This is a genomic window from Alcaligenes sp. NLF5-7 (assembly GCF_024266725.1).
Classification (GTDB): Bacteria; Pseudomonadota; Gammaproteobacteria; order Burkholderiales; family Burkholderiaceae_B; genus Alcaligenes; species Alcaligenes phenolicus.
In genome coordinates this window covers 4,236,428-4,258,461 of record NZ_CP100755.1, presented here as the reverse complement: position 1 = coordinate 4,258,461, position 22,034 = coordinate 4,236,428, and the positions used below count along the sequence as shown (strand labels likewise).

The window sequence follows — 22,034 nt, the reverse complement described above, 5'->3', positions numbered from 1 at the left end:
TAGTCACTTAGGGTCAAACCACGAAGGACTGTATTCATCCTAGTCCCGTTCAGTGGAAGATACGTAAAATCATTTGTAATTCATTGTATTTTAAGGGTGTTTTCAGCTTTCACGCTCTTGTTTATTGCAGTGTGACAAGCGTTGTTGGACTAAAATCCAGTCAGTGTTGGCTTACCTTAATAGTTAAGCAGCGATTATTTATATTTTTTGAAATAAATACACAGTCTTAGGGTGGATGAGCTCTCACAAGCACCACAGTTCTAGGCGCAAAAAAGCCCGCTCTATGGCGGGCCTAGTATTTTTTGGGATAAAGGGCTTCGTGGCTTTTCGTGATACTGTCACGCGCCATAAGTTAACGTAGAGCCGTGGTAGCAGTTGGGTCGAATCTAGTTTTTGATTTGTATATAGTTGACTGCATCCGTCTTGCATGAGGGCAAAAGTCCAAAAACTTCCATTTCACCAAATTTTCAAAGGCTTGTAGCTTTTTTTATTTAGGTCTTTTTTCATTCCTGAAGGTTTTTTTCGGTATTTTTGGGTGTTTTTGTATGTTGGCTGCCGGATGAAGATAAGCAAGCTATTTATCGGTTTATGGCCTATCCTGTACTTATGTCCTAGCATTTGTTGGGGCTACCATTGACCAACGGAGGTCACAATGGACAAGAGAGGCAAACCGCCTAAAAAGCCAAGTACACGCAAGTCTGAGCTCACGCCGCCGCAAGCAGGGTGGCCAGCTCAGGCTCCTAATGAGGGGATCAAGCGCGCCAGTGCTGCTCATGATCACAAACCCACAGGAAGAGGGTCTGCACGGGGCAGATAAATCCTGGGACTTCAGCTCCCTTCTATCCTGCTATAGAAAAGGCCTGCAATGGCGTCATTGCAGGCCTTTTTGATTGGCACAAGCAGCCCTACGCGGTGTGTTAGCGTTGGAAATCCTGCAACATACCCGGCCATAGTTTGAAGCCCAGGCAAGCACCCCAACGGTCACGCTCATACAACCACAATGTTTTGCAATTGGAGCATTGGTATAAAGATTTTTTAGCTTCACCAGGGCCTTGCAAGCAAGGGCCAGCAACAGCCATAAATTCGTGCTTGAGGCTGATCGAAGAGGATAAGGGTAACAGCTGGCACAGAGTGCACAGATTATGTGAGCTTTGATAGGGCACTTTGTTCTCCTGAAGAGGGCTCCAGGCGTTAGCTAGAGCGGTGATAGGTTTTTATTGTTGTTGGAGTTATCAGGAGCAGATCTGTTGAGGTAGGCTGGCCGTCGCTTGAGTGTTGACGGCCGTATTGCAGACTCGTTGGGGGCGAGCCTGCAATGGCTACTTATTTGCCTTTCGGCTGGTCCTGCGGAGACTTGTCATCTTTTTTGCCATCTTTCTTGTCGTCAGGATGCATGGCCGCTTTTCGATCAGGAGAAGGTGGGGGGGGGTGGGTAGGGGTTTGGGGTTTGTTAGGTGAGCTTGTTGTTTGTGTCATGAGAGACTCCAATAGGTGAATCATTGCAGCAAACCAGGCGTGTTGAGTGCACTGCTTTGCGCTGTGATGCACTTGTATTTAGTTAAAAATGGATTGATCGTTTTGCGCTGGAGGAGGGGTGCGAGGTTTCTTGTCGCCGATGGGCTCATCGTTTGCAGGTAGCGTCTGATCGTCTTCGTGGATCCGTTCTATTTCGACGGGGCGTTTGTCGCGTGGGTCCGGGAGAGTGGGCTCGGCGGGGTCGGTGGCCGAGAGAAGGGGGAAGCGAAGCAAGTTAACTTTTCTTCCAATGGACCGGAGATTGTGTGTCATAGGCACTCCTGCCAGGACTGGCGGGATATCTCTCAGAGAGTCTGAGCAACAGCGCCAGTAGCGCCTTCAAGGTGTCAGCGAGAAGGTCTAAGTTCATACTAGGCTGATTCTGAAAATACCCACTATGCTAATTTGTAAATTATTGTGTTATAAGGAAAAATTGAGTCTGTACGCTTTGATTTACTCCAGCCTGAAGCGCTTATGAGGATTACACTGAACCCTCATTCGACTGTCGATGGGAGGGGGTTATGACTACAGGAATATTATCGAGCGGGGGCCAATGGGACGATGATGGTGGATCTCAATTGAAAGCCTTGGCAGTGGCACGAGCCGTGGATCAGCTAGATGAAGATGATCAGTTGATACTTGGTTTTTTGGGGGCGTCGTTATTGAGCTTATGGGATGATTTACCTGCCAGCGAGCAACAGAGGTTGTTGAATAGCCAGGCTATCAAAAGTGCATTTGATAAAGCAGAAATCAAAACTCGAATTCAGCGGCTGGAAGAACATTTCAAGAGGTTAAAGTAGTCGCTCGCCTGCTTAGGGGAGCTGTAGTCTGCTTAGCCTTGCCTACTGCCATGCATTGTCGAAAAAAAGCCCACGCTATGGCGGGCGTCGTTTTATCCCAATAAATCTGCAAGTGTTGAGGCGTGTGGGTTGTAGTAGACCATGGCCATCTTTGGGTCAGTCCAGCCGAATATCTTGCATAGATCCAGCACGGCAACCTTTTTGGATAACATGGTTGCGGCCGTATGGCGGGTGTCGTGCCAGGTAAAACCTTCCAGACCCGCACGTTGGCGGTATTTCCGAAATAAAGCGTCGAGGCTTGCCGCTTTGATGCCAAAGACGAGTTTGTCGTCCCATCCATGCATGCGTTCCAGGATTTTCAGAGCCTTGGTTGACAGCGGTACATCGCGTGGCCGTCCTGACTTTGTAATTGGCAAATGACAGTGGCGGTCGTGCACCTGATCCCAAGGGAGACTAGTGAGCTCACCGGCGCGCATACCTGTGCGAAGAGCCAGCAGCATGCACATCGCTACCGCCTGCCCGAATGAGGCAGGTCGAGCAGAGCGGTGATAACCCATTTCGCGTAGCATTCGCTTGATTTCCCACCATTGCAGCACGCGCTCACGATGCTTAGAGTTTTGGGGTTTACGAATGTCTTTGCATGGATTGTGATCGGCCCACCCCCATTCAAGGCGCGCAGTCTCAAACACAGAGGAGATAAGGCAAAGCTCGCGTCGGATGGACGCCGGGGCTAGTGACAGAGCACGAGAGTCCCTGAAGTCGGCGATATCTTGAGCCGAAACTTTAACTAGTGGCTGATCTAAAGGCAGGTGGTAGCATTCAAATGCTGATAGGCGAATCTTTTCCCACCGTTCTCCACGCTTCGTAGGAGAAACCTCGGCGGCATACCGTCTTAGTGCCATCCGTAAGGTAAATTGAAGTTTCGGGTCTGCCAAGGCCTGGTCGCGAAGTTCGGTTTCGCGTTGTATTGCCCACACCAGCGCTTCCCGCTTGGTAGGAAATATTCTGCTTTCCCGGTAAGGGGGCTGATTTTGTTGCAGGGTGAGTTTGATCTGAGCTCGATACCCGGATGTGTGTTTTGTAATGCTGGCCATAACCTGTTTTCGTGGGGCAATTCGTGGGGCCTTTATGGGGCCTACGATGTTGAATACTTGAAAACAGGCTATCAAAAGCTTTTAGGGTATGAAAGCTAAGCCGTTGATTTTGTTTAAAATTGATTTTTTTGAATCAACGGTTTTCATGCTCTGGTGCGAACGGAGAGACTCGAACTCTCACACCTCTCGGCGCCAGAACCTAAATCTGGTGCGTCTACCAATTCCGCCACGTTCGCAGCACGAAAGAAGTAGATTCTAGCTTGGATTTTCATCCTCGGCAAGTGCTTGCTCCGTATGAAAAACAAATAGATTAGGGGCCATCTTGTACTGGCCCCCAGGTGCTTTTGTACTGCTTTGTTTTACTTGCGTTTTGGGTTCTTGGCGATCAGGCCGCGTGCTTGCCAGTCGGCTTGTTGTTCGGCGCTGATCCCCAGGTTATCCAGGATTTCCTGGGTGTCCTGGCCCAGGTGCGGAGCAGGGCGGTAGATGGCGCCAGGGGTGCGGCTCAGCTTGGGGACGATGCCAGGAACTTTAAGCGGTGTGCCATCTGGCAGACTGCTGTCCAGCAGCATGTCACGGGCCTGATAGTGGGGATCTGCTGCGATATCGGCAATGTCATAAACCCGCCCTGCGGGAACGCCAGCCTGGTCCAGAATTTCCAGTACCTTGTCCAGTTCCAGAGCGCTGGCCCAGTGGCCAATGGCGGCATCGATCACGCCTGCATTTCGGGCGCGACCATCATTGTGCGCGTAGTCGGGATTGTCAGCCATATCAGCGCGCCCAATGGCGTTCATCAAGCGCTTGAAAATGCTGTCGCCATTGCCGGCGATCAAGGCGTACTTGCCATCCTTGCAGACGTAGGCATTGCTGGGCGTAATGCCGGGCAGGCTGCTGCCGGCAGGCTCCCGAATGGCGCCGAAGGCGGAGTATTCGGGCAGCAGACTTTCCATCATGTTGAACACGGATTCATACAGGGCCACGTCAATATATTGACCTTCGCCCTTGTTCTGTTCACGCTGGCGCAGGGCCATCATGATGCCGATGACACCATGCAAGGCTGCCAGAGAGTCTCCAATGGACACGCCAACCCGTACCGGCGGCCGTCCGGCCTCACCGCTAAGGTGGCGCAAGCCGCCCATGGCCTCGCCAATCACGCCGAAACCGGGCTTGTCCTTGTAAGGGCCGGTCTGGCCGTAGCCCGATACACGCAACATGATCAGACCGGGGTTGATGGCTTTCAGGTCTTCCCAGCCTAGCCCCCATTCTTCCAGGGCGCCGGGGCGGAAGTTCTCGATCAGAATGTCACATTCTTTTACCAGTGTGCGCACCACGTCCTGACACTCCGCCTGTCGCAGGTCCAGGGCCAGAGACTTCTTGTTACGGGATTGCACCTCCCACCAGACCGAGTTACCGTCATGCAGCAAACGCCATTTACGCAAGGGGTCACCGCCTTTGGGGGATTCGATCTTGATGACGTCCGCGCCAAATTCGCCCAGGATCTTGGCGGCAAAGGGGCCGGCGATCAATTGGCCCAGTTCCAGGACCCGGATGCCGCCTAAAGGGGTGTTCATGTGCATATCAGTCTTGCGTAGGGAAGGTAAAGTAAGGGATCATAGTCCGGCACGGCTGTATTGTCTTGACAGGAAATTATGATTCAAAATACGTTTGTTTGGATTTACCGTGCCAGTTTCCGGTAAAATGCCGGATTACTCTTATCAATTACTCAATTTAATATAGGTCTTCAATGCAGCCCGAGGTTGAAATTCTGTCCGGCTTGGAGCGCCGAGTCGATGTGGTCGTTTCGGTGGCCGACGTAGAAAAACAAGTCCAGGCCCAGCTCAAGCGTGTGGCTCGTACGGCCAAGGTACAGGGCTTCCGTCCCGGTAAAGCGCCTTTGTCCGTTGTCGAGCGCAGCCACGGTCCTGGTATCCGTTACGACGCCATCAACGAAGAAATCGGCAAAGCCCTGGACAAAGTGATCCAGGACTCCAAATTGCGCGTAGCCGGCACTCCTAATCTGGAAGCCAAAGAAGGCGAGCCTGCTGAAGGCACCATGGCCTTTACCGCAACTTTCGAAGTTTACCCAGAAGTGGCCCTGCCTGATCTGTCCAAACTGGAAATCAAGCGTGCCAACACGCCTGTGACCGACGAAGACATCCAGCGCACCGTAGACGTGCTGCGCAAGCAACGCGCCAACTACGAATCCAGCGCTGATCGCCAAGCTCAGGAAGATGACCGCATCACTCTGGACTTTGTGGGCACCATTGACGGCGTCGCCTTTGAAGGCGGTAGCGCTGAAGGTTTCCAGTACCTGCAAGGTCGTGGCCGCATGCTGCCCGAGTTCGAGACTGCCGTTGCCGGCATGAAAGCAGGCGAAACCAAAACCTTCCCTCTGGAATTCCCTGCCGACTACACCGGCAAGGAAGTGGCTGGCAAAACTGCCGAATTCAAGATCACCGTGACAGACGTGGCCCAGCCTGTTCTGCCCGAGCTGGATGCTGAGTTTGCCAAGTCCCTGGGTCAGGCTGAAGGTGATGTGGACGCTTTGCTGGCCGACATTCGTGCCAACATCGAACGCGAAATCAAGGCTCGTGTGCACGCCCGTAATAAATCCGCTGTGATGGACGCCTTGCTGTCTGCCAGCGAATTTGACGTGCCTAACGCTCTGGTGGACAACGACGTGGAAGGTCGCATCGCTTCGGCTCGCGCCGAACTGAAAGAGCGCGGCGTGCCTGACGCAGACAAGATGCCTATCCCTGCCGAGGCCTTCAAGGAAGAATCCACTCGCCGCGTGCGTCTGGGTCTGCTGGTCTCCGAACTGGTCAAGGCTGCTGAACTGCAAGCCAAGCCCGAGCAGGTTCGTGCCCGCATCGAAGAATTTGCCCAGAACTACGAACAGCCCGCCCAAGTGGTGGCCTACTACTTGTCCGATCGCCAGCGTCGCGCCGAGATTGAGGCAGTGGTACTCGAAGATAACGTCGTCGAGCACGTACTGTCCCAGGCCAAGGTGTCCGACGAGGAGGTGGCGTTCGACCAAATCATGGGAACCAACTAATGTCGTCAACCTTTGTCGACTTCTACGCCTCAATGCATGGGGGGCAATCCGTTGCCCCTACGGGTTTGGGCTACGTGCCTATCGTGATCGAGCAGTCCGGTCGTGGAGAGCGGTCTTACGACATCTACTCCCGCCTGCTGCGCGAGCGCATCATCTTTCTGGTGGGCCCGGTTCATGACAACTCGGCCAACCTGATTGTGGCCCAGCTGCTGTTTCTGGAGTCGGAAAATCCTGAAAAGGATATTTCGCTCTACATCAACTCGCCCGGTGGTTCGGTCTATGCAGGCCTGGCCATCTACGACACGATGCAGTTCGTCAAGCCGGAAGTCTCGACATTGTGTACCGGCATGGCTGCCAGCATGGGCGCTTTCTTGCTGTCTTCGGGCGTCAAGGGCAAGCGTCTTGCCTTGCCTAACTCGCGCATCATGATTCATCAGCCTTCGGGCGGTGCGCGAGGCCAGGCTTCCGATATCCAGATTCAGGCCAAGGAAATCCTGAGCCTGCGTGAACGCTTGAACAAGATCCTGGCCGAAAACTGCGGCCAGCCTGTCGAGCGTATCGAGCTGGATACCGAGCGTGACAACTTCATGGCAGCTGAAGACGCTGTGGCCTATGGCCTGATCGACAAGGTGATGAACACTCGTGACGAGTAATCATCTGTCCCGCCAGGGATCGATCTGACGCAGTACTATGGCTGTTCGGGGGCGGGACTTGTTCCCGTCCTTTTACCATCCTGAAGTGAAATTTAAATTTATGTCCGAAAAGAAATCGGCCGACGAGAAAGTTCTGCATTGCTCGTTTTGCAATAAAAGCCAGCATGAGGTCAAGAAACTGATCGCTGGACCTTCGTCCGTGTTCATCTGCGACGAATGTATTGATCTGTGTACCGATATCATTCGTGACGAAGCTGCGGGCGCCACTCCTGATGGTGAACGTAAAGAATTGCCCACCCCCCAGGAAATCAAAGAGTTTCTGGATGGGTATGTCATTGGCCAGGAAATGCCCAAGCGCACCTTGGCCGTAGCGGTGTACAACCACTACAAGCGAATTCGTAGCGGCAAGGCAGGCCGTGACGATGTGGAACTGTCCAAAAGTAATATTTTGCTGATCGGGCCTACGGGTTCGGGCAAAACGCTGCTGGCCCAAACACTGGCCCGCATGCTGGATGTGCCTTTTGTGATGGCAGACGCCACCACACTGACCGAAGCCGGTTACGTGGGTGAGGACGTCGAGAACATTGTTCAAAAACTGCTGCAAAACTGCGATTACGATGTGGAAAAAGCGCAGCGCGCCATTATCTACATCGATGAAATCGATAAAATTTCCCGCAAGTCGGATAACCCTTCGATCACCCGCGACGTGTCGGGCGAGGGCGTGCAACAGGCACTGCTCAAGCTGATCGAAGGTACAGTCGCTTCGGTGCCTCCGCAAGGTGGTCGCAAGCACCCGAACCAGGACTTTGTGCAGGTGGATACCACCAGCATTCTGTTCATCGTGGGCGGTGCTTTTGATGGCTTGGAGAAGGTGATTCGCGACCGTACAGAAAAATCCGGTATCGGTTTTTCTGCTTCCGTGAAAGCCAAGTCCGAACGAGGCGTAGGCGAGCTATTCTCTGAGGCCGAGCCCGAGGATCTGATCAAGTTTGGTCTGATTCCCGAGCTGGTGGGGCGTTTGCCTGTGGTCGCCACTCTGGAAGAGCTGCACGAAGACGCACTGATCCGCATTTTGACCGAGCCGCGCAATGCCTTGGTCAAGCAGTTCCAGAAGCTGCTGAGCATGGAAGGCGTAGAGCTGGAAGTTCAGCCCGAAGCCCTGCGTGCGGTGGCCCAGCGTGCCATCAAGCGTCGTACCGGCGCTCGTGGCCTGCGCAGTATTGTCGAGCAAGCGCTGCTGGACACCATGTACGAACTGCCTTCGCGTAAAGACGTCAGCAAAGTGGTGCTGACCGAGGACGCCATTGTCGGAAAGAGTAAACCCGAATTGATTTTGGGTCGTCCTTTGTCCGATAGTGAAGCCAGTGACACTGAGTCGCCCTTGAAAAACGCAGTAGCTTAGAGATATCTCCTCGTTTGTGCCCTGTCTGGCTTTGGTCGGACAGGCGCAGGCGGGACAGGGCGACAGGCGAAGGTAAAGAGAAAGGAGTGGACCTATGAAGACCACTAGGCATAAGGGCTTGTCTCTCTTTAACTCTGTAAAGTTCTGTTCTAATGGTCGTTCGGCCTACTTGAAATATCAAAATTCGCCACAATCTGAGCTACAACAGGTTAAACCGTGAAAGGGAAGCCCAGGCTTCCCTTTTGCGTCTAAGGACATTTATAGGAAATGACTATGTCTGCGAGCCAGATTCTTTCTACGGAACCTATTGAGCTGCCGCTGCTTCCCTTGCGCGATGTAGTGGTGTTCCCTCACATGGTGATTCCGCTTTTTGTTGGCCGGCCTCGCTCGATCAAAGCCCTTGAGCTGGCAATGGAGTCCGGCAACAACATTATGTTGGTGGCGCAAAAGTCCGCAGGCAAGGACGATCCCGCTCCCGAGGATCTCTACGAAATTGCGTGTGCGGCCAGTATTTTGCAAATGCTCAAGCTGCCCGACGGCACGGTAAAAGTGCTGGTGGAAGGCTTGCAGCGCGCTCGAATCACACAGGTACAGGATGCCGAAACCCACTTCATGGCCTCGGTGGTCGAAGTGCCTGGCGACTCCGGTGATGCTGCTGAAACCGAAGCGCTGCGTCGTGCGGTGCTGGGTCAGTTCGAGCAGTACGTCAAACTGAATAAAAAGATCCCTCAGGAAATTCTGACTTCCCTGACCGGGATTGACGATGCTGGCCGTCTGGCCGATACCATCGCCGCTCATTTGCCTTTGAAGCTGGAACAAAAGCAGGGCATGCTGGAAACGCCCAAGGCTTTGGAGCGTCTGGAAAGCCTGCTGTCGCAACTGGAAGGCGAAATTGACATCTTGCAGGTCGAGAAGCGCATTCGCGGCCGTGTGAAAAAGCAGATGGAAAAGAGTCAGCGCGACTACTATCTGAACGAGCAGGTCAAGGCGATTCAGAAAGAGCTGGGCGAAGGCGAAGACGGCGCTGATGTTGAAGAGCTGGAAAAACGCATCGAGCAGGCTCAATTGAGCAAGGAAGCGCTCAAGAAAGCCGAATCGGAAATGAAGAAGCTCAAGCTGATGTCGCCGATGTCAGCCGAAGCAACCGTGGTGCGTAACTACATTGAAACGCTGGTTGGCCTGCCTTGGCGCAAAAAGAGCCGTATTAACAACTCCTTGAGCAATGCCGAGGAAGTGTTGGATGCGGATCACTTTGGTCTGGAAAAGGTCAAGGAACGTATTGTCGAGTACCTGGCTGTTCAGCAACGTGTCGACAAACTGAAGGCTCCAATCCTGTGTTTGGTTGGCCCTCCAGGCGTGGGTAAAACCTCGCTGGGACAGTCCATTGCCAAGGCAACGAACCGCAAGTTCATTCGTATGGCTTTGGGTGGTGTACGTGACGAGGCCGAGATTCGCGGTCACCGTCGTACCTACATCGGCTCCATGCCGGGCAAGGTGGTTCAGAACATGAGCAAGGTGGGTGTACGTAACCCGCTGTTCCTGCTGGACGAGATCGACAAGATGGGCGCGGATTTCCGTGGCGACCCATCCTCGGCACTGCTGGAGGTTCTGGACCCTGAACAAAACCACACCTTCCAGGATCACTACCTGGAAGTGGACTATGACTTGTCCGACGTGATGTTCGTGGCAACCAGCAACACCTTGAACATTCCACCGGCCCTGCTGGACCGTATGGAAGTGATTCGTCTGTCGGGTTATACCGAAGATGAGAAGGTGCGTATTGCTTTCGATTACCTCTTGCCCAAGCTGATGAAGAACAACGGCGTGCGGGATGGCGAGCTGGAAGTGACCGAAGATGCCGTGCGCGACATCGTGCGTTACTACACCCGTGAAGCGGGTGTACGTTCCCTGGAACGTGAAATCAGCAAGATCTGCCGCAAGGTTGTTCGCAAGCTGTTGGTGGCCAATCCACAAGCCGGTACGCGTGCAGCTCGCAACAAGACACTGACCCAGGAAACCTTGGTCGTGAATGCGGCGAATCTGAACGATTACCTGGGCGTACGTCGTTTCTCCTTCGGCCTGGCCGAAAAAGAGAACAAGGTTGGTCTGGTGACGGGTCTGGCCTGGACCGAGGTGGGCGGTGAGTTGCTGACCATCGAAGTGGCCGATATGCCCGGTAAAGGCAATGTGCTGCGCACCGGCTCGATTGGCGATGTGATGAAAGAGTCGGTTGAAGCGGCTCGCACAGTCGTACGTTCGCGTGCCCAGAAGTGGGGCATTGCCAATAGCGTGTTTGAAAAGCGTGACCTGCACGTGCACTTTCCAGAAGGCGCTACGCCCAAGGACGGTCCATCGGCCGGTATCGCCATTACGACCGCTATCGTGTCCAGCCTGACGGGTATTCCGGTTCGTGCTGATGTGGCCATGACGGGTGAAATCACCTTGCGCGGCGAAGTTCTGCCTATCGGCGGCTTGAAAGAGAAGCTGTTGGCAGCGCAACGCGGCGGCATCAAAACCGTGATGATCCCGGAAGAAAACATCAAGGACCTGGCCGATATTCCAGATAACGTGAAAAACACGCTGGAGATCATCCCGGTGCGTTGGATTGACCGTGTACTGGAAGTGGCCCTGCAAGACGCTGTAACGCCCCTGAGCGACGAAGAAGTAGCTCGCCTGGCCGCTGAGGCCTTGGCAGCCACGCGTGCTGCTGGCGCGGGTTCCGAGTCCTTCAAGCACTAAGCATCAGCAGTAGTAAGCAAGCAGTGAAACAGGCTACCTTGAACCCAAGGTAGCCTGTTTACATTTTGGTCAGGCTGATCGTGGCTTCGAGGTTAGTCATATTGATAGCAGTGGGAGCCAGATCTTTGGGCAATGATATTGAGGGAGTTGAGGGTCGCAAGCTTGCGCGAGAGGTTTACGGCTGCTCAAACCTGTATATCGGCATGCACTTCGACCAATAAAAAACCCCATGTACCAAACGGTATATGGGGTTTTTCTCTTGTCAGGAGCACCAAGCCTGTAAAACAGCTCTGGTGACCAAGAGAGAGGAAGCTTAATGCAGCGGGCTGGTACGAATCAGACCCACAGCAATGCCTTCCAAAGACAGGGAGTCCGGGTCGGTGATGATGATGGGTTCAAAGTCCGGGTTCTCGGGCAGGAGGACCACTTGATTGCTGGAGCGCGACAGGCGCTTGACGGTGACATCGTCGCCAATACGTACCACCACAATCTGCCCATTACGCGCTTCACTGGCTTTCTTGACGGCCAGCAGGTCGCCGTCAAAAATGCCCGCGTCTTTCATGCTCAAGCCGCGTACGCGCAGCAGGTAATCAGGCGTTTGGGTGAATAGGGTAGGGGCGACGCCAATCTCGCGCTCGATATGCTCGGTGGCCAAAATAGGGCTACCGGCAGCCACGCGACCAATAATGGGCAGCAAGAGGGCGTCAGCCAGATTGGCCAATGCGTTGCTGCTGGGAGCGGCGCTTTCGCGGGTATCCGTACCGAGCAGGCGTATGCCGCGCGAGGCGCCGGCAGTCAGCTCGATAGCGCCTTTGCGGGCCAGAGCTTTCAAATGATCTTCGGCCGCATTGGCGGATTTGAAACCCAGCACCTGAGCAATCTCTGCTCGAGTGGGAGGGAAACCCGTCCGTTCGATTTCAGAACGAATGATGTCCAGCACTTGTTGTTGGCGTGCGGTGAGCTTGGCGGTCATAGTATTGTCTGCTGAATATATATACAGTAAAGATTGTGCGTTACAGTTGGCGTTTTTGCAAGCGGTGAGGGCCCTAAAGGCTTAATTTTTGACCCTTCGGGCTGCTCAGGCAGACTGGGGCCAATCCTTGCGGTCCAGGGTGTACAGCACATGGGGGGCGAGTTTGTGGCCCGCCGCTACACCGGGGTGATCAAAGGTACCAGCTTGCTCTGTCATGCCCAGGCGTTGCATGACGGTCTGCGAAGGCAAGTTCAATTGAGCGGTGTACGCCACAATTTGATCCAGGCCCAGTTCGTCAAAACCAAAGTCCATGCAGGCTCGTGCCGCTTCGGTGGCATAGCCCTTGCCCCAGTACTCAGGCAGCAAACGCCAAAGAACTTCCACGCAAGGCTGAAAGTACAGATCGGCGGTCGGGCGGTTCAAGCCCACCATGCCAATGAAGGCCCCGTTTTCTTTCAGCTCGACTGCCCAGGGACCCCAGCCATGCTCGTCAATCAGGCTTTGGCTGCGGTGGGCGATGGCATCGCTTTGCTCACGGTCCAGGGTGGCCGGATAAAAACGCAGTGCGTGGGGATCGCTGTTCAAGCGGAAAAAGGGCTCCAGGTCGGAAGCTTTCCAGGGGCGCAAGATCAGGCGTTCGGTGTTCAGGGAAATCGTGTCTGTCATGGTAGTGCTCCAAGGGCTGGAACGACAACGCCCTTCCGAAGAAGGGCGTTGGGGCTGTAGTGAGGGACAGCTTACGTCAGGACTTGAGCGATGGCCTTGGCCACGACGTCAATATTCTGGCTGTTCAATGCAGCAACGCAAATACGGCCGCTGCTGACAGCGTAAATGCCGTGTTCCTGGCGCAGGCGTTCGACTTGCTCGGCAGTCAGGCCGGAGTAGGAGAACATGCCGCGCTGTTGCAGCACGAAGTCAAAGTTTTGGGTAGCGCCGTGCTCTTTCAGCTTGGCAACCAGTTGGGCGCGCATTTCGCGGATGCGATCACGCATGCCGGCCAGTTCAGTCGCCCAAGTCTGGAACAGTTCAGGCGAGTTCAGTACCGTGGCCACAACTTTGCCACCGTGTGTGGGTGGGTTGGAGTAGTTGGTGCGAATCACACGCTTGACCTGGCTCAGTACGCGGGAGGTTTCGTCCTTGCTGGAAGTAACCAGGGTCAGGGCGCCAACGCGCTCGCCGTACAGCGAGAAGGACTTGGAGAACGAGGAGCTGATGAACATGGACAGACCCAGCTTGGCAAACAGACGCACTACGCTGGCGTCTTCTTCCAGACCGGCGCCAAAGCCTTGGTAAGCGATGTCCAGGAAAGGAACCAGTTGACGTTCTTTGATCAGCTCGGCGATCTGGGCCCATTGTTCCATGCTGGGGTCCACGCCGGTCGGGTTGTGGCAGCAAGCGTGCAGGACCACGATGGACTGGGCCGGCATGGCGCGCAGCGAGGCGATCATGCCGTCAAAGTTCAGGCCATGCGTAGCGGCATCGTAGTAAGCGTAGGTGTTGACCTTGAAGCCGGCGCGCTCGAACAGGGCGCGGTGGTTTTCCCAGCTTGGATCGCTGATGTAAACCTCGGACTGGGGCAACAGTTGCTGCAGGAAGTCAGCACCGATTTTCAGCGCACCGGTACCGCCCAGGGATTGCACGGTCAAGGCGCGGCCTTCGGCAATGATGGGGGAGTCGGCACCCAGCAACAGGGTTTGAGCACCCAGATTGTAGGTATTGATCCCTTCAATAGGCAGGTAGCTGCGCGCGGCGGCTTTGCTCATCATGGCTTCCTCAGCCTTTTGAACAGCCTGCAAAATCGGGATACGCCCTTGATCGTCGTAGTAAACACCGACCCCCAGATTAACTTTGCCGCTGCGTTCGTCGGCATTGTATTGTTCGTTCAAACCCAAAATAGGGTCGCGTGGAGCCAGTTCGACGGTTTCGAAGAGCGATGTCATGATGATATGGGGGCGTTAGTGCAGAAAGGTAGAAAAACAAAGCATTAATGTGATAATACGGGCTTACCCTAAAGTGTGTCTAGCATGAAATTTGAGCCTGCCTTTCAAGAATTTCCGGGGAGTTCCTTCAAACTTTTCCAACCTTATTTGCCTGCTGGCGACCAGCCTGCGGCGATTGAGCAGTTGGTTGAGGGGATTGATGATGGCTTGATGTACCAGACCCTTTTGGGGGTAACTGGCTCGGGCAAGACCTATACGATGGCGAACATTATTGCTCGCACCGGGCGTCCGGCCATTGTTCTGGCGCCCAATAAAACCCTGGCGGCGCAGTTGTACGCCGAGATGCGCGAGTTCTTTCCACGCAACGCCGTGGAGTACTTTGTGTCTTACTACGATTACTACCAGCCCGAGGCCTATGTGCCATCGCGTGATCTGTTTATTGAAAAGGACTCGTCCATCAATGAACACATCGAGCAGATGCGCTTGTCGGCCACCAAAAGTCTGCTAGAACGGCCTGACACCATTATTGTGGGTACCGTGTCCTGCATCTACGGTATTGGTAACCCCGGTGATTACCATGCCATGGTGCTGACCCTGCGCAAGGGTGACCGTATCGCCCGCCAGGAGCTGCTGGCGCGTCTGGTCGCCATGCAGTACGAGCGTAACGATCTGGATTTTCAGCGTGGGATATTCCGTGCTCGTGGTGAAGTGGTCGATATCTTCCCGGCAGAAAACGCGGAGCTGGCCTTGCGAGTCAGCCTGTTTGATGACGAGATTGAAGAGCTGGAGTTGTTCGATCCGCTGACAGGCAAGGTCGTGCAGAAGCTGAACCGCTTTACCGTGTTCCCTAGCTCGCATTATGTGACGCCACGCGAAACCGTGTTGAGGGCGATTGAAACCATCAAGCTCGAACTGCGCGAGCGTCTGGAATTTCTGACACGGGAAGGGCATTTGGTTGAAGCTCAACGCCTGGAGCAGCGCACCCGTTTTGATCTGGAGATGCTGCAGGAGCTGGGCTTTTGCAAAGGCATCGAGAACTACTCCCGCCACTTGTCAGGAGCTGCGCCTGGCGATCCGCCGCCGACATTGATCGACTACCTGCCGCGTAACTCCCTGATGTTTATCGACGAAAGCCACGTCACTATCGGGCAGTTGGGTGCCATGTATCGCGGTGACCGCTCGCGTAAAGAAACCCTGGTGCAGTTCGGTTTCCGCCTGCCTTCGGCCATGGATAACCGGCCTTTGAAACTGGAAGAGTTCGAACGCCGTATGCCGCAAACCGTGTTCGTGTCGGCTACTCCCGCTGCCTACGAGCAAGAGCATGCAGACAATGTGGTTGAACAGGTGGTGCGACCTACCGGACTGGTGGACCCGGAAATCGAGGTGCGCCCGGCTACCACGCAGGTCGATGACTTGCTGGGTGAAATCAAGCTGCGTACTGCGCAGGAAGACCGTGTATTGGTGACGACGCTGACCAAGCGCATGTCAGAGGATCTGACCGAATACTTGTCAGAGAACGGTATTCGCGTGCGCTACTTGCACTCGGACATTGATACGGTGGAACGGGCCGAGATCATCCGGGATCTGCGTCTGGGCGTCTTCGATGTGCTGGTCGGGATCAACCTGCTGCGTGAGGGGCTGGATTTGCCCGAAGTGTCTCTGGTGGCGATTCTGGATGCGGACAAGGAAGGCTTCCTGCGTTCGGAGCGCAGCCTGATTCAAACCATAGGTCGGGCAGCGCGTAACCTGAACGGTAAAGCCATTCTGTATGCCGACAGAATGACGGACTCCATGCACCGCGCCATTGAAGAAACCGAGCGCCGTCGTGCCAAGCAGATCGCCTTTAACGAAGAGCACGGTATTACGCCGCGCGGCGTGAACAAGGCCGTCCGTGAGTTGATTGATGGTGTTGTTGCCTCGGATCCAACCGCCAGCTTGCGCGAGGATGTGCCGGACGAGTTGATTCGCGACGAGAAGGCCGCTGCACGCGAGATCAAGCGTCTGGAAAAAGAGATGATGGACCACGCCCGCAACCTGGAGTTCGAGCAAGCGGCAGCCGCGCGCGACAAGTTGCAAAGACTGAAGGCCAAGCTGCTGATGGCGTGATGATTGTTGTGTATTTGCAACTAAAGCTGGACGAAAGCTCAGAAAAAACACCGTTCTGCTACCGGCTTTCATCACTCGGGTGTATTGCTTGATTTATCTCATCTCGAGAAAGTGGTGTATCCGCTAAGCAAACGGTGCTGCGCCTTTGGTTTATTCCAAACTTCAAGCAGCTGCGGCCGGTTCTTATTGGCAGCTCCCAAACGATACGGATTTGCTGTTTTCAAGGCGATTTTCGGGGTCTGTTTTCACCCCGGTTTCGTCTTGCCTTATTTGGGGTTTTCCCGCAGACTTTGACGCATTATGAGTAAGGTTCTGTTTGTCTGTACAGGGAATATTTGCCGCTCCCCCAGCGCCGAAGGTGTCTTGCGCCAACTGGTCGACCAGGCTAGTTTGTCGGAGGCTATTTTGGTGGATTCAGCCGCCACGCATGGCTTTCATGTTGGCGAGCATCCTGACACACGCGCACAGATAGCCGCTCGTAAACGCGGTTATGACATCTCTACCTATCAGGCCCGACAGGTCCAGCGCGAGGACTTTCGCAACTTCGACCTTATCTTGAGCATGGACTGGGAAAACCACGCTGCCTTGCAGCAAATGTGTCCTCCCATTTATCGTCACAAGCTCATGCTGCTGATGCGCTTTGCCACTGACTATGAAGCGGCTACCGTGCCCGATCCTTATTATGGCGGCCAGGATGGCTTTAATAAGGTCATGGACTACATCGAAGATGCCTGCCAGGGCGTGTTCGAACTGGTTCGCAAGCGCGTCCCCAATTACCGTGCTGCCTGAGTGGCTATATAACACTTCAGTATAAGTGTAAAAACACACGCTCAAGCACGGTAGTTTCCCCTGTATTTGCTATACTGGACCAAATTGGTCGGATTTGCCGTTGGCAGTCCGGCCGCTTTCGCCTTTGGCAAGGAAACTATCATGCGTTTGACGACAAAAGGGCGTTTCGCCGTAACCGCGATGATCGATCTTGCGCTGCGCCAGCAAAGTGGACCGGTGACGCTCGCAGGCATCAGCCAGCGACAGGGTATCTCGCTCTCGTATCTTGAACAGTTGTTTGGCAAGTTGCGCCGCCATGAACTGGTCGATAGTGTGCGTGGTCCGGGTGGTGGCTATACGCTTGCGCGTCTGGCCCGCCACATCACCGTTGCTGACATTGTGTTTGCGGTCGATGAGCCCGTTGATGCCACCCAATGCGGTGGCAAGGGTAATTGCAAGCAGGGCACAAATGGGCAGAAAGGCGAGTGCATGACTCACGAGCTTTGGGCGACGCTTAGTCGTAAAATGGTCGATTATCTGGATTCTGTCTCGCTACAGGACTTGGTTGATCAGCAGCGTCTGCGTCAGCTCAAGTTGGCCGCTCAGGAAGCCGGCCAGCCAGAAGAATGTACTTTGTAGTGGGCAAGATCCGCTACTGACCCGGAGTTTTGTATGAGTCGCGCTCAGCGTATCTATATGGATTATGCCGCCACTACACCGGTAGACCCGCGTGTGGCCGACAGCATGATTCCCTGGTTGACGGAACGATTTGGCAATCCGGCCTCCAGCAGCCATCCCTATGGGTGGGATGCGGAAGAGGCCGTGGACCAGGCGCGCCGTCAGGTTGCCGCTTTGGTAGGGGCAGAGCCGCGTGAAATCGTCTGGACCTCCGGTGCTACCGAAGCCATCAATCTGGCGTTAAAAGGTGCCGCGCAGTTTTATCAGTCCAAGGGCCGCCATATTATTACCGTCCGTACGGAACACAAGGCCGTGCTGGATACCTGTCTGGCCTTGCAGGACGAAGGGTTTGAAGTCACCTTTCTGGATGTCCTGCCCAGTGGTCTGATTGATCCTCAGGCGTTTGAACAAGCCATTCGCCCCGATACCATCCTGGCCTCGGTCATGTTGGTGAATAACGAAATTGGCGTGATTCAAGATGTGCAGGCCCTGGGGGCAATGTGCCGGGAGCACAAGGTGCTGTTCCATGTGGACGCCGCCCAGGCCACCGGCAAGGTGGCGATCAATCTGCAGGAGTGGCCGGTGGATTTGATGTCCATGTCTGCCCACAAGACTTACGGTCCCAAAGGAATCGGTGCCTTGTATATCCGTCGTAAACCGGCGGTGCGCCTGAAAGCGCAGATTCACGGTGGTGGTCACGAACGCGGGTTTCGCTCCGGTACGCTGGCCACTCATCAGATCGTGGGCATGGGGCGTGCTTTTGAACTGGCTGCGCAGGAAATGGATCTAGACAATCAGCGCATCACCGCGCTGCGAGATCGTCTATGGGCTGGCCTGCAGTCTATCCCTGACCTGTTCCTGAATGGCACCTTGGATCAGCGTGTGCCGCACAACCTGAACATCAGCGTGGATCACATCGAGGGCGAAGCTCTGATGATGGCCCTGACGGATCTGGCCGTGTCCAGCGGCTCGGCCTGTACGTCGGCCAGCCTGGAACCGTCCTACGTATTGACGGCCTTGGGTCGCAGCGATCAGTTGGCGCACAGCTCCTTGCGCTTGAGCCTTGGTCGTTTCACGACCGAGCAGGACATTGATGACACGATAGCCGCCATCCGTCGTGTGGTTGAACAATTGCGGGCCATCTCTCCCTTGTGGAGCGAGCCTGCTTCGGAGCAGTTCGCGCAATGATATATAGTGACGCTGTCATGGAGTATTTCCTGCACCCGCGTCATGTGGGTGTCATGAACAGCAGTGATGCTGACGTGGGTACAGGGGAAGCGGGAAGTCACGAAACCGGGGCCTTGATTCGCATTCAGCTCAAGGTATCGGAGCAGGGCCAGATTCAGGATAGCTGTTTCAAGGCTTATGGCTGTGGCTGTACCATCGCTGCCGCCTCATTGGCGACACAGTGGCTGCAAGGTCGCAGTCTGGAGCAGGCAGCTCAGTTCTCGTCTACAGATGTGCAGCAAGCGCTGGAATTGCCGCCGGTCAAAGTGCATTGTGCTTTGTTGGCCCAGGAGGCGGTTCAGGCCGCTATTGCCTCGGTACAGAACAAAGGCGCGTTTTAGTTGTCCAAGCCTGAAGGCCGAATATTCTTTCAGGTTTATAGAAAGGAAAAGATTATGTCTATTTCTCTTACTCAGCCCGCCGCAGAACATATCCAGCGTCATTTGAAAAAACGCGGGGGCGGTTTGGGGCTACGTTTGGGTGTACGGCTGACCGGTTGCTCGGGTCTGGCCTACAAGCTGGATTTTGTTGATGAGCCGGTTGAAGGCGATCAACTGTTTGAAGAGCACGGCGTTAAACTGTTTGTTGATCCTAAAAGCCTGCCCTTTATTGACGGCACGCGTCTGGATTATGGCCGTGATGGCCTCAATGAAGGTTTCAAGTTCATCAATCCAAACGAGAAAGCCTCCTGCGGGTGTGGCGAATCGTTTACCGTGTAGGAACTCATGTCATTACGTTTCGGTTTGGCGGCCAATCAATTGCACCATGATTCGGCAGATGCGGCTTTGTTTCAGTGGTTGCGGCGTTCAGCCAGCGGTATTCGCGAATTGGAAGTTGAGCTTTATACGGTCGGTCGTACCTGTAATGCCATCGAGCGTTCGGGCCTGCTGGAAGGCTATGGCGGCCTGGTTCGCTATCCCTATGGTCGTGATGGCGGCTTGATGAAGCTGGTGGCCCGGGTCACGCAAAGCCCGGATGGTACACCGCCTTTTGATGGCGCCATTTATCTGATTGACCCGGTAGACCCTTCATCCATTTTTCCGGAAGCATTGGCGCTCAAGCGCCAATGCATCACGCATGGCCGTCCTTTCATTTCTACCTTGATGGGTGCAATTGAATGGATTGAAGTGGAGCGTGTCAGCCGCGGCTTGTGGCCCGATTCCAGCTGCAAACGTATTTTTGACTTCCCTAATCAAACCTTGGCCATGATTGCGCACGATGCACTCAAGGACAAGATGATTGAGTTTGCCGACAAGCATTTTGATCTGCTGTCTCGCTTTGGCCAACGCGTGGGAACCGGGACGACAAGCCGCCTGTTGAATGAGCTGGCCTGGTCCAAAGGCTGGCCTAAGGAAACACCCTGGATTCAGTCATATCTAAGTGGACCTTTGGGCGGCGATGCACAAATTGCCGAGCTGGTGCTGGAAAATCGTTGTCAACGTGTCATCTTCTTTGAAGACCCGCACGTTGCGCGTCAGCACGAGGCTGACATCCAGCTGCTGGAGCGTGCGGTGCGCGTGGTAGCTGACAAGGCTTCGTGTTTTTCTTCGCCTGAGGTGGCTCATAAATGGGCGCAGGCGGTGATGCGTTTGCCGGTGGATTAATTGCCTCCAAATCGTACTCGCAACACAGGTGCAACACGATGAGTCTATGAGCCTGGATTCGCAGTAAAAAGAGGACGCTTTCGAGCGTCCTTTTTTGTTTCGGCATGACGTGTCGCCGAGCAAGTGGTCAGGCTGCGCGAAAGTCGCTGAGAGGCGCTTTAGCGACGGTCGGGACGAGGGCAGCTTGATTCGCGCACGGGGGCTCTCTAGACTACAGTTCGTTGTTGGCAAGCACTGCAACACAATGTCGCCCGATCAATGGGGCAGTCTGTGGATACTGGAGGTAGGCTTGAATCGACGCATGATCTTGAAAGCGACCGGCGCGGGTATCGCCGCCCGGCTTGGAGTTCCTGTTTCTTCTTTGGGTGCTATGTTTGCCACGGTTCCGGCACGTGCGCAGCAGGCCGATACGTTTCCCTCCGGGCCTGTGCGTATTGTTGTTCCGGTGAATCCGGGCGGCAACGCTGACCGTATCGCACGGATGCTCGCGCAAAATCTTGCCAAATTGTGGCAACAAACGGTGATCGTGGATAATGTGCCCGGCGCTCACACCAGCCTTGGCGTCAACCGGGTAGTTCGTGCAGCCCCAAACGGGCATACGCTCTTGTCTAGCGGGGATCAGCTTGCGATCAACGCTGCCCTCGGTCGCAAGCTGCCCTATAGCGAGACGGAGGTCCGTGGTGTGACCCGCACTATTGTTAATTCGCAGGTGCTGGTGGTGCGTCCCGGTCTGGGCGTTAAGCACTTTGATGACTACGTGGCACTTCTTAAACGTCAGCCTGGCGAAGTATCTGCAGCGCTGCCGATTGGTTACGGCAGTATTTATCATCTGGCCGTCGAGATGCTTAACCAGCGTTTGGGTACGCAAACCAATAACATTCCCTACGCGGGAGGGGCCCCCGCTATGTTGGACATACTGGGCGGGCATGTTGACGGAGCACTTATTGATATCTCTGGAACAATCCAGAACATTCAGAAGCGTGAGCTCATCCCTCTGGCGGTGACATCGCCGGAGCGCTCGAAGGTTTTACCGGATGTTCCCACTTTTCATGAATTGGGAGTATCTGATTTCGTGATCGAAAGCTGGCAGGGCGTTTTTGTGCCACGTGCCACGCCCGATGAGGTGGTTGCCGGGCTGAATCGCGATATTACGGCTGTACTGCATTCGCGCGAATTTGCGGAGCCATTGGAGGAGCAGGGCTTTGTGATCGCGCCTGGTTCGGCCGAGTCGCTAGATCAGATCGTGGCGCGTGATATTGCCTTGTTTCGTGAAGTGGCGGCAGTTGCTGGTATCAAGCCTGAGTGAGGTCTGTCTTTACCGGCGTAGGGCTGTAATGATGCGATTGGAGTGGAGTCTGTTCCTGAACGGGCAGAATAGCTGCGTATGTGCGTATGTGCGTATGTGCGTATGTGCGTATGTGCGTATGTGCGTATGTGCGGCCGAAGATGCATAAGGAAAAACGCGCGGTCAAGACCGCGC

General features: G+C 54.7%; 19 protein-coding genes and 1 tRNA gene. 13 read left to right on the top strand and 7 right to left on the bottom strand.

The window, feature by feature from the left end:
* Positions 1-1,323: 1,323 nt before the first annotated feature.
* The gene (locus tag MID00_RS19655; RefSeq protein WP_254499392.1) at positions 1,324-1,476 is read right to left on the bottom strand and encodes a hypothetical protein; all 153 of its coding nucleotides are present in this window, start codon (positions 1,474-1,476) and stop codon (positions 1,324-1,326) included.
* 560 nt (positions 1,477-2,036) lie between these two features.
* On the opposite strand from MID00_RS19655, the gene MID00_RS19650 reads away from it, so the two are divergent.
* Positions 2,037-2,315, top strand: coding sequence for a hypothetical protein (locus MID00_RS19650; RefSeq protein WP_252606358.1), 279 nt, complete (start codon positions 2,037-2,039; stop codon positions 2,313-2,315).
* Positions 2,316-2,407: 92 nt separating this feature from the next.
* Here MID00_RS19650 and MID00_RS19645 read toward each other — a convergent pair whose 3' ends face one another.
* The 3 genes from MID00_RS19645 to MID00_RS19635 form a co-directional block, all read right to left on the bottom strand.
* Positions 2,408-3,409, bottom strand: a complete 1,002-nt coding sequence (locus tag MID00_RS19645) for a site-specific integrase (RefSeq protein ID WP_254499391.1) — start codon at positions 3,407-3,409, stop codon at positions 2,408-2,410.
* Positions 3,410-3,560: 151 nt separating this feature from the next.
* Positions 3,561-3,645, bottom strand: a tRNA-Leu gene (locus MID00_RS19640).
* Positions 3,646-3,768: 123 nt separating this feature from the next.
* Complete coding sequence (locus MID00_RS19635; RefSeq protein ID WP_254499390.1) at positions 3,769-4,980, bottom strand: CaiB/BaiF CoA-transferase family protein; 1,212 nt, start codon at positions 4,978-4,980, stop codon at positions 3,769-3,771.
* Between the two features lie 173 nt (positions 4,981-5,153).
* Between MID00_RS19635 and tig the strand changes: the two genes are divergently transcribed.
* The 4 genes from tig to lon all read left to right on the top strand — a co-directional run bounded on the left by tig (position 5,154) and on the right by lon (position 11,258).
* Positions 5,154-6,464 (top strand): trigger factor, encoded by a 1,311-nt coding sequence (tig, locus tag MID00_RS19630; protein ID WP_009459092.1) that lies wholly within the window; start codon positions 5,154-5,156, stop codon positions 6,462-6,464.
* Entirely contained in the window at positions 6,464-7,117 is a 654-nt protein-coding gene (gene clpP, locus MID00_RS19625) for an ATP-dependent Clp endopeptidase proteolytic subunit ClpP (protein WP_021446711.1), read from the top strand. The genes tig and clpP overlap by 1 nt, the downstream gene beginning before the upstream one ends.
* A 100-nt stretch (positions 7,118-7,217) precedes the next feature.
* Positions 7,218-8,519: an ATP-dependent Clp protease ATP-binding subunit ClpX gene (clpX, locus tag MID00_RS19620; protein ID WP_009459099.1), complete on the top strand. Its 1,302-nt coding sequence runs from the start codon at positions 7,218-7,220 to the stop codon at positions 8,517-8,519.
* Between the two features lie 273 nt (positions 8,520-8,792).
* Entirely contained in the window at positions 8,793-11,258 is a 2,466-nt protein-coding gene (lon, locus tag MID00_RS19615; protein ID WP_009459101.1) for an endopeptidase La, read from the top strand.
* A 313-nt stretch (positions 11,259-11,571) separates the two neighbouring features.
* Here lon and lexA read toward each other — a convergent pair whose 3' ends face one another.
* From lexA to MID00_RS19600, 3 genes are all read right to left on the bottom strand, one after another.
* Positions 11,572-12,231: a transcriptional repressor LexA gene (lexA, locus tag MID00_RS19610; RefSeq protein WP_009459104.1), complete on the bottom strand. Its 660-nt coding sequence runs from the start codon at positions 12,229-12,231 to the stop codon at positions 11,572-11,574.
* A gap of 105 nt (positions 12,232-12,336) precedes the next feature.
* Positions 12,337-12,897 (bottom strand): GNAT family N-acetyltransferase, encoded by a 561-nt coding sequence (locus MID00_RS19605; RefSeq protein WP_250757065.1) that lies wholly within the window; start codon positions 12,895-12,897, stop codon positions 12,337-12,339.
* A gap of 71 nt (positions 12,898-12,968) precedes the next feature.
* Positions 12,969-14,171 carry an amino acid aminotransferase gene (locus MID00_RS19600; protein ID WP_254499389.1) on the bottom strand — a complete coding sequence of 401 codons (1,203 nt, stop codon included), beginning with the start codon at positions 14,169-14,171 and terminating at the stop codon, positions 12,969-12,971.
* An 84-nt stretch (positions 14,172-14,255) separates the two neighbouring features.
* Between MID00_RS19600 and uvrB the strand changes: the two genes are divergently transcribed.
* The 8 genes from uvrB (at position 14,256) to MID00_RS19560 (ending at position 21,860) form a co-directional block, all read left to right on the top strand.
* The gene (uvrB, locus tag MID00_RS19595; RefSeq protein ID WP_009459107.1) at positions 14,256-16,277 is read left to right on the top strand and encodes an excinuclease ABC subunit UvrB; all 2,022 of its coding nucleotides are present in this window, start codon (positions 14,256-14,258) and stop codon (positions 16,275-16,277) included.
* 297 nt (positions 16,278-16,574) lie between these two features.
* The gene (locus MID00_RS19590) at positions 16,575-17,066 is read left to right on the top strand and encodes a low molecular weight protein-tyrosine-phosphatase (protein WP_026482840.1); all 492 of its coding nucleotides are present in this window, start codon (positions 16,575-16,577) and stop codon (positions 17,064-17,066) included.
* A gap of 141 nt (positions 17,067-17,207) precedes the next feature.
* On the top strand, positions 17,208-17,684 hold the full coding sequence (gene iscR / locus MID00_RS19585) for a Fe-S cluster assembly transcriptional regulator IscR (protein ID WP_021446710.1): 477 nt from the start codon (positions 17,208-17,210) through the stop codon (positions 17,682-17,684).
* Between the two features lie 33 nt (positions 17,685-17,717).
* Complete coding sequence (locus MID00_RS19580) at positions 17,718-18,911, top strand: IscS subfamily cysteine desulfurase (protein WP_035268115.1); 1,194 nt, start codon at positions 17,718-17,720, stop codon at positions 18,909-18,911.
* A complete protein-coding gene (locus tag MID00_RS19575; protein WP_009459111.1) occupies positions 18,908-19,291 on the top strand; it encodes an iron-sulfur cluster scaffold-like protein in 384 nt (127 codons plus the stop codon). Before MID00_RS19580 ends, MID00_RS19575 begins: the two co-directional genes overlap by 4 nt.
* Before the next feature lie 54 nt (positions 19,292-19,345).
* Positions 19,346-19,669 carry an iron-sulfur cluster assembly accessory protein gene (locus MID00_RS19570; protein WP_003801383.1) on the top strand — a complete coding sequence of 108 codons (324 nt, stop codon included), beginning with the start codon at positions 19,346-19,348 and terminating at the stop codon, positions 19,667-19,669.
* A 6-nt stretch (positions 19,670-19,675) separates the two neighbouring features.
* Positions 19,676-20,554: a methylglyoxal synthase gene (locus MID00_RS19565; RefSeq protein ID WP_009458020.1), complete on the top strand. Its 879-nt coding sequence runs from the start codon at positions 19,676-19,678 to the stop codon at positions 20,552-20,554.
* 289 nt (positions 20,555-20,843) lie between these two features.
* Positions 20,844-21,860: a tripartite tricarboxylate transporter substrate binding protein gene (locus tag MID00_RS19560; RefSeq protein ID WP_254499388.1), complete on the top strand. Its 1,017-nt coding sequence runs from the start codon at positions 20,844-20,846 to the stop codon at positions 21,858-21,860.
* Positions 21,861-22,034: the final 174 nt, after the last annotated feature.

Bases quoted from the DNA above. Each gene is read 5' to 3' on its own strand.
- MID00_RS19570 (WP_003801383.1), top strand. From the start codon at position 19,346: ATGTCTATTTCTCTTACTCAGCCCGCCGCAGAACATATCCAGCGTCAT.
- iscR (WP_021446710.1), top strand. From the start codon at position 17,208: ATGCGTTTGACGACAAAAGGGCGTTTCGCCGTAACCGCGATGATCGAT.
- MID00_RS19635 (WP_254499390.1), bottom strand. From the start codon at position 4,980: ATGAACACCCCTTTAGGCGGCATCCGGGTCCTGGAACTGGGCCAATTG.
- MID00_RS19645 (WP_254499391.1), bottom strand. From the start codon at position 3,409: ATGGCCAGCATTACAAAACACACATCCGGGTATCGAGCTCAGATCAAA.
- clpP (WP_021446711.1), top strand. From the start codon at position 6,464: ATGTCGTCAACCTTTGTCGACTTCTACGCCTCAATGCATGGGGGGCAA.
- MID00_RS19600 (WP_254499389.1), bottom strand. From the start codon at position 14,171: ATGACATCGCTCTTCGAAACCGTCGAACTGGCTCCACGCGACCCTATT.
- MID00_RS19565 (WP_009458020.1), top strand. From the start codon at position 19,676: ATGTCATTACGTTTCGGTTTGGCGGCCAATCAATTGCACCATGATTCG.
- lon (WP_009459101.1), top strand. From the start codon at position 8,793: ATGTCTGCGAGCCAGATTCTTTCTACGGAACCTATTGAGCTGCCGCTG.
- clpX (WP_009459099.1), top strand. From the start codon at position 7,218: ATGTCCGAAAAGAAATCGGCCGACGAGAAAGTTCTGCATTGCTCGTTT.
- MID00_RS19650 (WP_252606358.1), top strand. From the start codon at position 2,037: ATGACTACAGGAATATTATCGAGCGGGGGCCAATGGGACGATGATGGT.
- uvrB (WP_009459107.1), top strand. From the start codon at position 14,256: ATGAAATTTGAGCCTGCCTTTCAAGAATTTCCGGGGAGTTCCTTCAAA.
- MID00_RS19655 (WP_254499392.1), bottom strand. From the start codon at position 1,476: ATGACACAAACAACAAGCTCACCTAACAAACCCCAAACCCCTACCCAC.
- tig (WP_009459092.1), top strand. From the start codon at position 5,154: ATGCAGCCCGAGGTTGAAATTCTGTCCGGCTTGGAGCGCCGAGTCGAT.
- lexA (WP_009459104.1), bottom strand. From the start codon at position 12,231: ATGACCGCCAAGCTCACCGCACGCCAACAACAAGTGCTGGACATCATT.
- MID00_RS19575 (WP_009459111.1), top strand. From the start codon at position 18,908: ATGATATATAGTGACGCTGTCATGGAGTATTTCCTGCACCCGCGTCAT.
- MID00_RS19580 (WP_035268115.1), top strand. From the start codon at position 17,718: ATGAGTCGCGCTCAGCGTATCTATATGGATTATGCCGCCACTACACCG.
- MID00_RS19605 (WP_250757065.1), bottom strand. From the start codon at position 12,897: ATGACAGACACGATTTCCCTGAACACCGAACGCCTGATCTTGCGCCCC.